General features: G+C 64.1%; 11 protein-coding genes. 5 read left to right on the top strand and 6 right to left on the bottom strand.

Going from position 1 to position 9,694, the window contains the following annotated elements; all coding sequences use genetic code 11:
* Positions 1 to 85: 85 nt before the first annotated feature.
* From B5525_RS16505 to B5525_RS16520, 4 genes are all read right to left on the bottom strand, one after another.
* Positions 86 to 889 carry an RMD1 family protein gene (locus B5525_RS16505; RefSeq protein ID WP_079566956.1) on the bottom strand — a complete coding sequence of 268 codons (804 nt, stop codon included), beginning with the start codon at positions 887 to 889 and terminating at the stop codon, positions 86 to 88.
* Between the two features lie 153 nt (positions 890 to 1,042).
* Positions 1,043 to 3,307, bottom strand: coding sequence for a xanthine dehydrogenase family protein molybdopterin-binding subunit (locus tag B5525_RS16510; RefSeq protein WP_079566957.1), 2,265 nt, complete (start codon positions 3,305 to 3,307; stop codon positions 1,043 to 1,045).
* Positions 3,304 to 4,356, bottom strand: coding sequence for an FAD binding domain-containing protein (locus B5525_RS16515; protein WP_079566958.1), 1,053 nt, complete (start codon positions 4,354 to 4,356; stop codon positions 3,304 to 3,306). Before B5525_RS16515 ends, B5525_RS16510 begins: the two co-directional genes overlap by 4 nt.
* Positions 4,353 to 4,850 (bottom strand): (2Fe-2S)-binding protein, encoded by a 498-nt coding sequence (locus B5525_RS16520; RefSeq protein WP_079566959.1) that lies wholly within the window; start codon positions 4,848 to 4,850, stop codon positions 4,353 to 4,355. The genes B5525_RS16515 and B5525_RS16520 overlap by 4 nt, the downstream gene beginning before the upstream one ends.
* On the opposite strand from B5525_RS16520, the gene B5525_RS16525 reads away from it, so the two are divergent.
* The 3 genes from B5525_RS16525 to B5525_RS16535 all read left to right on the top strand — a co-directional run bounded on the left by B5525_RS16525 (position 4,849) and on the right by B5525_RS16535 (position 7,037).
* Entirely contained in the window at positions 4,849 to 5,079 is a 231-nt protein-coding gene (locus tag B5525_RS16525; RefSeq protein ID WP_154073263.1) for a hypothetical protein, read from the top strand. The genes B5525_RS16520 and B5525_RS16525 overlap by 2 nt on opposite strands.
* Positions 5,080 to 5,094: 15 nt before the next feature.
* Complete coding sequence (locus B5525_RS16530) at positions 5,095 to 5,775, top strand: TetR/AcrR family transcriptional regulator (protein WP_079566961.1); 681 nt, start codon at positions 5,095 to 5,097, stop codon at positions 5,773 to 5,775.
* Positions 5,776 to 5,882: 107 nt separating this feature from the next.
* Positions 5,883 to 7,037 (top strand): DUF3095 domain-containing protein, encoded by a 1,155-nt coding sequence (locus B5525_RS16535; RefSeq protein WP_079573440.1) that lies wholly within the window; start codon positions 5,883 to 5,885, stop codon positions 7,035 to 7,037.
* Positions 7,038 to 7,039: 2 nt separating this feature from the next.
* Here B5525_RS16535 and B5525_RS16540 read toward each other — a convergent pair whose 3' ends face one another.
* Both B5525_RS16540 and B5525_RS16545 read right to left on the bottom strand, forming a co-directional pair.
* Positions 7,040 to 7,483, bottom strand: a complete 444-nt coding sequence (locus B5525_RS16540) for a DUF2147 domain-containing protein (protein ID WP_079566962.1) — start codon at positions 7,481 to 7,483, stop codon at positions 7,040 to 7,042.
* A gap of 143 nt (positions 7,484 to 7,626) precedes the next feature.
* On the bottom strand, positions 7,627 to 8,154 hold the full coding sequence (locus tag B5525_RS16545; RefSeq protein WP_079566963.1) for a GNAT family N-acetyltransferase: 528 nt from the start codon (positions 8,152 to 8,154) through the stop codon (positions 7,627 to 7,629).
* 299 nt (positions 8,155 to 8,453) lie between these two features.
* Here B5525_RS16545 and B5525_RS16550 point away from each other — a divergent pair, with 299 nt between their 5' ends.
* Together B5525_RS16550 and crcB are read left to right on the top strand one after the other, a co-directional pair.
* On the top strand, positions 8,454 to 9,050 hold the full coding sequence (locus B5525_RS16550; protein ID WP_079566964.1) for a superoxide dismutase: 597 nt from the start codon (positions 8,454 to 8,456) through the stop codon (positions 9,048 to 9,050).
* A gap of 149 nt (positions 9,051 to 9,199) precedes the next feature.
* Entirely contained in the window at positions 9,200 to 9,574 is a 375-nt protein-coding gene (gene crcB, locus B5525_RS16555; protein WP_079566965.1) for a fluoride efflux transporter CrcB, read from the top strand.
* Positions 9,575 to 9,694: the final 120 nt, after the last annotated feature.

Here is a 9,694-nt window from a genome sequence, read left to right on the forward strand (position 1 = left end):
TAAGCGCCTTTATTCCGCCGACGGTTTGACTTCGATCAATGTGGCTTCGGCGAAATGCGGCAGGCGCTTCCTTGCCAATCGGCGCTCAATGCCCATTGCGGGCATAGATCTCGTAGAACGTGACCACGATTTCGAACGCGATCAGGAATATCACGATCATCTCCAGCCGCAGCGAGCGCTTGGTATCGACGATGTCGGCGAGCCGGCTGGCGGTGTCTGCAATGACCTCCAGCTTCCGATTCAAGGTCTCCGCGCGTTCGCTCAACTCATATTCGTCCTCCAGCCGCGCATAGAGCCGCTCGAGATCGGGCCGGTCCCACAGCACGTCCGGCTTCTCGCCGACGGCGACCCGGCCTGACAGGCGATGCTGAACCAGCAAGGCGTTACCCATCAGCTTGAGAAGGTCGGTCCGGTTTCTCGACGTCTTCCCGAAATTGGCGAGTTCGCGCGCGAATGGCTCGATCGTATCGAATACGTTGGTCACCTCCCTTTCGTCGCGCCCGAGCACGACGCTCTTGGCCAGCGCGTCGGACACGACGAGCAGCCGTTCCAGGGAGAATTCCCGCACCTGAATCGGTCCGCCGACCGGGATCGGTTCTTCGGCCTCCTTTGCGACCTGGATCTTTGCCCACTCTTCCTCGCGAGGCGTGATCTTGCCGAAGGTGCGAGCCTGCAAACGCTCGAGAAATTCCGTCTCCTCGGCGACCGACAGACCGATGAACACCACAACGCCGTAGCGAAACAGCACGGCCATGCCGTTTGAGCCGACCCGTACCGCCAGGGGCGCGCTCGACAGGACCTGGCCCTCGAAGCCTGCCGTATTGATGCGGTCGCCGAGCAGAATGGCGTGTGCGGTCAGTTGCTGGACATTTGGACCCGGGTTCGTCATCCCCGGAGCGTATCAGACGCGAGCCGATTTTCGATGACGCCCATCAGGCCCATCGCGGGAATCTGCCCGAGGATTGGACCCACTTTCCCAAACAAAATGCCGCCAAGTCGAAGACCTCGCGGCATTCTCTTCGAAGTTCCTCGGTTGCGAGCCTTAACCCGTCGTCACGAGGTCGTCGATCCCGATCGGGAAGCGACGCACCCGCGTGCCCGTGGCGTGCCAGACAGCGTTGGCGACCGCGCCGGCCGAGCCGGTGATACCGATTTCACCGACGCCCTTGATGCCCAGCGCATTCACGTGGGGATCGTATTCGTCGATCATCAGGGCCTCCATCGGCGGCACGTCGGCGTTGACCGGGACGTGGTACTCGGCGAAGTCGGCGTTGAGGATCCGGCCGGAGCGGCGGTCGGTGACGGCCTGTTCGTGCAGGGCAAAGGACATGCCCCAGATCATGCCGCCGAAAATCTGGCTCTGCACCATTCGGGGATTGATGATCCGTCCCACGGCGAACGCGCCGACCATGCGGGTGACGCGAATCTGGCCCAGATCAGGATCCACCTTGACCTCGGCGAACACGGCGCCGTGGGCATGCATCGCGTAGGTCGATTGCGCCGCGGGGTCGGGGCCGCCCTTGCCGCTGGCCTCGATCTGCGCAAGGCCGGCGCGCGTGAGAATATCGACATAGCTCTCGCTGCGCATTTCATCGTCGCGGCGGAACAGCCGTCCGTCGCGCGCGGTCACGCCTGCATTGCCCGCGCCGAACAGAGGTGAGCGCTCGTCGCCGGTGGCGAGATCGGCGAGTTTGGCGATTACCGCTGCGCCTGCATTGTGGATCGCCATGCCGGCGGTCGCGGTGTGGGCCGAGCCGCCGGCGATGCCGGCGTCCGGCAGATCCGAGGTGCCCGACCTGAACTCCACTTGATCGATGTCGAGCCCGAGCCCATCGGCCGCGATCTGCGCGAGCGCGGTCCAGGCGCCCTGGCCCATGTCGTGGGCTCCGATCTCCATCAGCCCCGAGCCGTCGCTGCGCACCGCCGCGCGCGCCTCGGCCGCAAACATCAGTGCGGGAAAGGTCGCCGTGCCCATGCCCCAGCCGACGAGCAGGCCGGCGTCGTCACGCATCTGGCGTGGGTCGAGCGGACGCCTGGCCCAGCCGAAGCGCTCGGCGCCCTGCGCGTAGCATTGACGCAGCGCCTTCGACGAAAACGGCTTGCCGGAGATCGGCTCGACCTCGGCATAGTTCTTGAGGCGGATGGTGAGAGGGTCGATTCGGCAGGCCCATGCCGCCTCGTCGATCGCGCTCTCCAGCGCAATCGATCCGGTGGCCTCGCCGGGAGCGCGCATGAACAGCGGCGTGCCGGTGTCGAGGCGAACCGCCTCGTGCGACGTGGCGATGGCGGGGCTCGCGTAGAGCGTATGCGAGGCGTCGGCGGCCGGCTCGTAGAAATCATCGAAGCTGCTGGTTGCGACCCTGGCGTGATGGTCGATCGCGGTCAGCAAGCCGTCGCCGTCGAGGCCGATGCGAAGCCGTTGGCGGGAGGCCGAGCGATGGCCCACCGGCCCGTACATGTGTTCACGGCGCAGCACGAGTTTCACCGGCTTATTGACCAGCCGCGCCGCCAGGATGCCGAGCACCTGCGGCCCGGATATCAGGCCCTTGGAGCCGAAGCCGCCGCCGAGGAAGGGGCTGCGGATATGGATATTGTCCGGCGAGATGCCGAATATTCCCGCGAGCCGCCCCTGGGCGATGGCGAGACCCTGGCTCGGCGTATCGATCGAGAGCTTATCGCCGTCCCACACAGCGACGATGGCGTGCGGCTCCATGGCATTGTGGTACTGGGCCGGCGTCTCGTAGGTCGCATCGATGCGCTTCGACGCCGTGGCCAAACCCGCTTCCACATCGCCGCGCCGCATTTCGGAAGGATTGCCGACGCCCACGACAGGCGGAACGAAACTTTCGCCGCTGTCCAGCCCGATGCGGGCCGGCAGCACGTCGTATCGCGGCGCGAGCAGGGCGGCACCTTCGGTCGCGGCCTCCAGTGTTTCGGCGATCACGACCGCGATCGGCTGGTTGGCGTAGCGAACCTGATCGTTCTGCAGGAGATCGAGCCGGAACATGAAGGGGTTGGTCTTGGCGTCGGGATCCTCGGCGAGCGCTGGCCGGTTGGCGGAGGTCATGACTTCGACGACGCCGGCGTGGGCCTTGGCTGCCCGGACGTCGAGAGAAGTCACGCGCCCGCGGGCGATGCTGCTGACCGCGAGAACGGCATAGAGCATTCCGGGCGCATGGTTGTCGGCGGCGTAACGCGCTTCTCCCTTGACCTTCAGAATGCCTTCACGGCGGGTCAGCGGCTGACCGATATTCGAGCCATGCCGCGCATGGGCAGGGGTTTCAGCAAGTCTGATGTCAGGCGTCATGCGGGCACTCCGGATACGGATGCGAAGGGGGAAGCGGGGAGGGCGGGAATTCGCGCCGGCGTTCCGGCGGCGGCGAGCGTGAGCGTCCGCACGATGATGCGTTTTGCCAGCTCGATCTTGAATAGATTCTCGCCGGAAGGTTTTGCTTCCGTCAGTGCCGCTTCGGCCGCGGGGCGGAAACTGGCCGTATCGGCGCTAGCCCCGACAAGGATCTTTTCCGCCGCATGGGCGCGCCAGGGTTTGGCGGCGACGCCGCCGAGTGCGAGCCGCGCATCGCTGATTTTGCCCGCTTCGATCCGCAGGCAAGCAGCGGCCGAGACGATGGCGAAAGCATAGGAGGTGCGTTCGCGGATTTTGAGATAGCGGGCATGCGCCGAGAACGCACGGGCCGCGGCCGGCAGCCGCAGCGCGACGATCAAATCGCCGGGCTCGAGCAGACTTTCCCGCGCAGGCGTATCGCCGGGCAGACAATGAAGTGCCTCGAGCGCGACTTCGCGCCGGCCGCTTCTGCCTTCGATCTCGACGACCGCGTCGAGTGCGACCAGCGGCACGCAGAAATCCGATGGGTGGGTGGCGATGCAGGCCTCGCTCCAGCCGAGCACGGCGTGCAGCCGGTTCTCGCCGTTGCGGGCATCGCAGCCGGTGCCTGGTTCGCGTTTGTTGCAGGCGCTGGCAGTATCGTAGAAATACCCGCAACGCGTTCGCTGCAACAGATTGCCGCCGACGGTCGCGGCGTTGCGAAGTTGGGCGGAAGCGCCCGACAACAACGCCTCGGCCACCGCCGGATACGATCTTGCAAAATCCGGATCGTGTGCGAGATCGGCGTTGCGAACCAGCGCACCGATGCGGATGCCGCCGTCGGTCGTCCGTTCGATGCGGTCGAGCCCGGGCAGCCGCGTGACGTCGACCAGGCGGTCCGGACGGGTGACGCCGCCCTTCATCAAGTCGAGCAGGTTGGTGCCGGAGGCGAGATAGGCAGCACCTGGTGCGGCCGCGGCGGCGATGGCGTCCGGAACGGTCGCGGGCCGGACATATTCGAAGTTTTTCATGCGGAGCGCCTCTGGTTGGCGGTGGCGAGCGTTTGCTGGGCGTCGAGCACCGCTTTGGTGATGCCCGCATAGGCGCCGCACCGGCACAGGTTTCCGCTCATGCATTCGCGGATACGCTCGGGGTCGTTGCCGGCCTGGGCTTCCTCGATCAGGCCGATCGCGCTCATGATCTGGCCGGGCGTGCAAAAGCCGCACTGAAAGCCGTCATGCGCGATGAAGGCGGCCTGCACCGGATGCAGCTGGTCGCCGCGCGCGACGCCTTCGATGGTGAGGATATCGGCGCCGTCGTGACTCACCGCCAAAGCGAGGCACGAGTTGATACGACGACCGTCGACCAGAATTGTGCAGGCTCCGCATTGACCGCGGTCGCATCCCTTTTTGGTGCCGGTGAGATCGAGGCGCTCTCGCAGGAGGTCGAGCAGCGTGACGCGCGGGTCTGAAAGCTCGACGTCCCGCCGTACACCATTCACGGTGAGGCCGATGGAGAGGTTCATGCAGGGCTCCGATCAATGCTATGGTGAAAATCAGTTCGCAACCGCCGAAGGGGATCGGCGGGTATGTCCCGGTCTGGCGTTGATTTTCATATACGGAGGCATCCTCCGCTTTTCAAGGGCGGGACGCAGCCGTATCTTGATCTGGAAAAGTGCCGCGGTGTTTTCAAAAAAGGGTATGCTCGAACAAAGAGATGAGATGATGATCCGGCCGCAAGTAATCGGATTGTGATCCGGAAATATTTTGATGGAAACGCCCTCCGCAGCAATTGCTCGAAAGCCGCGCGCCGATGCGATCCGCAACCGCGAGCGCGTGCTGGAGGCTGCCAAGGCCGTGTTCAGTGCCGGCGGCCCGGACGCGAGCCTCGAGGCGGTGGCGCGGCGGGCCGGAGTCGGCATCGGGACGCTCTATCGCCACTTCCCGACGCGCGAGGCCCTGTTCGAGGCCGTCTATCGGCGCGAAGTGCAGCAGCTCTCGGAACTGGCGGAATCGTTGAAGAGCGAGGCGGACCCGGTCGACGCCTTGCGTCGCTGGCTGCGGTCCAATGTCGAATTCGTCGCCACCAAGAAGGGCATGTCGGCGGCGCTGGCGCTCGCGGTGCAAAGCTCGTCGGAACTCACCGCCTTTTCGTTCGAGCGCCTGACCAAGGCGGTCGGCGCCTTGCTGGACCGGGCCGTCGCCGCCGGCGAGATCCGCTCCGACATCAGCCCGGAAGACATTCTGCGGGCGCTCGTCGGCATGTGCTACCTGCACGACCAGCCAGGCTGGCAGAAGAGCGTGGTGCGACTGCTCGATGTCTTCGTCGATGGCCTGCGGCTGCGTACCAATGCGGGCAAAAAGACGACGCGGGTGTCGCCCCGCAACGAAGCGACAAAGACCGTGAAGCACAGGCCACCGCCGCGTGGATCACGCAACAGCCGCAAATAAAGATCAGGCTTTGGTGTTATGACGCCCAGGTCGCACCATTTGATTGAACCCGAAATCCAATCCACCCGTATTTGTTTGACATCAAGAATCCGGATCATCCCGCGCCCATGAGCACAAAAGGCGGCAGCGACGGTTTCTACGGCAGCATTCCGGTCTTTCGCGGCTTTGCCAGCCTGATGGACCCGGCGCTCTATTCGCCGCTGCCGGACGACTGGCGCATCGGCGTCGCCGATATCGTGGAATCGACCAAGGCGATCGCGGAGGCGCGTTACAAGGCGGTCAACATGGCCGGCGCCGCCGTGATCGCGGCGATCACCAACGCGCTGGGGGGACGCGAATTTCCGTTCGTGTTCGGCGGTGATGGCGCCAGTTTTGCCGTATCGCCGGAGGATTTCGAGGCTGCCCGCGAAGCGCTGGCGGCGACCGCGACCTGGGTCAAGGACGATCTCAATCTGGCGATGCGGGTGGCGCTGGTGCCGGTCGCAGCCGTTCGCGCGCAAGGCCTCGATGTTCGCGTCGCCCGGTTCGGGCCGTCGCCAAATTTGTCCTACGCGATGTTCTCCGGCGGCGGTCTCGGCTGGGCGGAAGCGGCGATGAAGCGCGGCGAGTTCAAAGTCGAGGTCGCGCCATCGGGCACGCAGCCCGATCTCACCGGCCTGTCGTGCCGGTTCGAGGAAATTCCTTCCGCACGCGGGATCATCCTCTCGGTGCTGGTAGTGCCCGCGCGGAATGCCGACGACGGCGCCTTTCGCAAAGTGATCGAGGACGTCATTGCGCTGGTCGAGCGCAGTCCGGATGCGGGGCGGCCGGTGCCCCCCGGCGGCCCGCCGCTGCGATGGCCACCGGCCGGCGTCGATTACGAGGCGCGCGCGCAGCGCGGAGGGTCGTTATTGAAGCGACGCGCCGGCGTGCTCGCGCATACGCTGTTTGTCTATCTCATCATGCGCTACGGCATCAAGGTTGGCGGCTTCGTCCCGAAGACCTATGTGCGGCAGGTGGTGGAGAATTCCGACTTCCGCAAATATGACGACGGATTGCGGATGATCCTCGACTGCACCGGCGAATTGGAAAGCGCGCTGACCAGGCGGCTCTTGCAAGCGGCTTCCGCAGGCGTCGCGCGCTATGGCCTGCACCGGCAGGACGCCGCGATGATGACCTGCTTTACGCCCTCGGCGCTGCGCAGTGACCACGTGCATTTCATCGACGGCGCCCGCGGCGGCTACGCCTCGGCGGCGACGGCACTAAAGGCGACGCCAGCCTGAAATCAGCGCGCCGAGCGCGTCCAGGTCTCGCCGCCGCACAGCGCGCCGACGCAGCCTTCGACCTTCAGCGCATCCGGGCCCGCCACCGAAATGTTGCTGGCATAGCTGTTGCCGTCGTCGGCGTTGTAGATCGGCCCCGACCATTTGTCCGGACCGGACGGGCGCATGCCGCTGAACAGCGGCAGCCCGATCATCGGGCGCCTGGCCAGCGCTGGATTGGGATTCTTGTCATCGACCTGGCGCTTTCCGGTCGCAGGATTGATGGGATCCTTCAGCCAGATCACGACCCCGCAAATGCCGCCGCTGCATTTGCTGACGCGCACCTTGGCGTCGCCCGCCTGTGTCAGCCAAATTCCGCTGACTTCCCCGCCAGACTGCGCCCTTGCAATCGGCGCCGCGAGCAACAGCGCCAAGGTCGTAACGATAAAGCTAAATCTGCACGCCATCGGGCCCCCCAAAAAAGCAGGCCTGCTTAGCAGTAAATCCGGCGCGTGCAATGGCATATTCGCTGCTGATCACAGCGTTGACAGGGCTTTGATCGGATTGGCAGGTATGCACGCCGGTGCGTGCCCATGGCCGCGCGCAGGGCTCACCAGGGCAGACCGCATAAGTCGATCGTGCCACGCAGTGGCGCGCGCTTGAGCTGATGGACATAGGGCGCGATAGCTTCGAAACGGACGCGCCCTGTCGGCTGTTCGCACCAGATCTCGCCGTCGAACGGCTTGAAGCCGCGCCCCACGTAGAACGGCGCGTTGTGCGGTTCGCAGAACAGCAGCGCGAAATCGGTCGCGCCTTCATCCTTCAGGGTTTGAACGGCGGCATTGAGCGCGATGCTGGCATAGCCCTTGCGGCGGCTGTCCTCGCGGCTGATCACGCCGCCGATGCCGCCGGCCCGCATTTTGCGCCCGTTCCATGTGACCTCGCGGCGGTAGATGCCGACATGGCAGACGACGTCGCCCGCCTCGTTCTGGACCAGCACCCGCAAGTCGGCATGGGCAAACGCGATGTCAGCCCAGGGCAGCGTCTTGACGACCTCAGGCGGCCAGACCGCGTTGTACAGCGGTTCCGCCATCGGCCAGGAGGCGTCTCCATTCAGGATGTCGATCTCAAGGCTCATTCAATTCTCTAATTCGACGCGTGCGGTCTTGACGTTGATGTGAATGCTGCTGCCTTTTTTGGGCGACGGTCATATTGCAGTACCACAGCGGCGCGCCCGCCGCGACCAGCGGGAAGCCACGAATTTCATGACGTTATTTCCCCCCAAATTTCCAAATTGAAATCCGCGCCACGGTGTTTGGCAATCTTGCGGCGCGGGAAGGGGCGCCCGTCCACTTTAAATGGGTGTCTAAGACCGATGGAACCTTCTATAAGGGTTCCCGTTAAGCCACGTCTCCCATCATTTTCGGACATCAGCCCATGACCTTTACGCTTCCCAATCTTCCCTATGCCTATGACGCCCTTGCACCCCACATGTCCAAGGAAACGCTGGAATACCATCACGACAAGCATCACCAGGCTTACGTGACCAATGGAAACAACGCGATCAAGGGCACCGAATTCGAGGGCAAGTCCCTCGAGGAGATCGTGAAGGCTTCGTTCGGCAAGAACCCCGCGGTCTTCAACAATGCCGGCCAGCACTACAACCATCTGCATTTCTGGAACTGGATGAAGCCCAATGGCGGCGGCTCCAAGCTGCCCGGCCGCCTGGAAAAGAAGATCACCGAGGACCTCGGCGGTCTCGAGAAATTCAAGACCGATTTCGCCGCCGCCGGCGTCGGCCAGTTCGGCTCGGGCTGGTGCTGGCTGACCGTGAAGAACGGCAAGCTGGAAATCACCAAGACCGCCAACGGCGAAAGCCCGCTGGTGCATGGCGGAACGCCGATCCTCGGTTGCGACGTCTGGGAGCACTCCTACTACATCGACTATCGCAACCGCCGTCCGGACTATCTGAAGGCGTTTTGCGATCATTTGATCAACTGGGAATATGTCGACCAGTTGTTCTCGAAGGTCTGAGGCTCTTCAAGGTACGAATCCAGGGGGCGGTGGCATCGAGCTGCCGCCCTTTTCGTTGGTGGGGTTGTTTCGGCGATCCTTGTGGGGATCCCGCGGTTGCGGCAAAACCGGACGCGCCGGTGGTCCTGTCCTTGGGGAAAAAGCGTCAGATGAGTTATCTTCTGGTTTTTATCGGCGGCGGGCTGGGCGCGTCGCTGCGTCATGCCGTCAACATGTTATGCGCGCGAGGCCTCGGCACGGCGTTTCCCTACGGCACCTTCATCATCAACATTACGGGCTCGATCGTGATGGGCCTGATCGCGGGCTATCTCGCGTTCAAGGGCGAGGCGTCGCAGCCCTGGCGGCTGTTCCTGATGACCGGCATTCTCGGCGGCTACACCACGTTTTCGGCATTCTCGCTCGATACCGCGCTGCTCTATGAACGCGGCGAGGTCGGGCTTGCCGTGTTCTACGTGGTCGGTTCGGTGGTGATTTCGATCGTCGGCCTGTTTGCCGGCCTCGCGCTGGTTCGCCACCTCGCATAGCGTTTTCGAGCGAAGTGGATGCCGGTTCGCGTGAAGAAAACGCCTCAAGACAAAGGCCACCAAAGCCGCATAGGCCTCCTTCAGCCGTGCATGGATGTTGTCACGCTTCCGTTTGCATCG

Source organism: Bradyrhizobium erythrophlei (assembly GCF_900129505.1).
Classification (GTDB): domain Bacteria; phylum Pseudomonadota; class Alphaproteobacteria; order Rhizobiales; family Xanthobacteraceae; genus Bradyrhizobium; species Bradyrhizobium erythrophlei_D.

Coding starts and splice junctions, on each gene's coding strand:
- B5525_RS16505 (WP_079566956.1), bottom strand. CDS start 889: ATGACGAACCCGGGTCCAAATGTCCAGCAACTGACCGCACACGCCATT.
- B5525_RS16510 (WP_079566957.1), bottom strand. CDS start 3,307: ATGACGCCTGACATCAGACTTGCTGAAACCCCTGCCCATGCGCGGCAT.
- B5525_RS16515 (WP_079566958.1), bottom strand. CDS start 4,356: ATGAAAAACTTCGAATATGTCCGGCCCGCGACCGTTCCGGACGCCATC.
- B5525_RS16525 (WP_154073263.1), top strand. CDS start 4,849: ATGCAGGGCTCCGATCAATGCTATGGTGAAAATCAGTTCGCAACCGCC.
- B5525_RS16520 (WP_079566959.1), bottom strand. CDS start 4,850: ATGAACCTCTCCATCGGCCTCACCGTGAATGGTGTACGGCGGGACGTC.
- B5525_RS16530 (WP_079566961.1), top strand. CDS start 5,095: ATGGAAACGCCCTCCGCAGCAATTGCTCGAAAGCCGCGCGCCGATGCG.
- B5525_RS16535 (WP_079573440.1), top strand. CDS start 5,883: ATGAGCACAAAAGGCGGCAGCGACGGTTTCTACGGCAGCATTCCGGTC.
- B5525_RS16540 (WP_079566962.1), bottom strand. CDS start 7,483: ATGGCGTGCAGATTTAGCTTTATCGTTACGACCTTGGCGCTGTTGCTC.
- B5525_RS16545 (WP_079566963.1), bottom strand. CDS start 8,154: ATGAGCCTTGAGATCGACATCCTGAATGGAGACGCCTCCTGGCCGATG.
- B5525_RS16550 (WP_079566964.1), top strand. CDS start 8,454: ATGACCTTTACGCTTCCCAATCTTCCCTATGCCTATGACGCCCTTGCA.
- crcB (WP_079566965.1), top strand. CDS start 9,200: ATGAGTTATCTTCTGGTTTTTATCGGCGGCGGGCTGGGCGCGTCGCTG.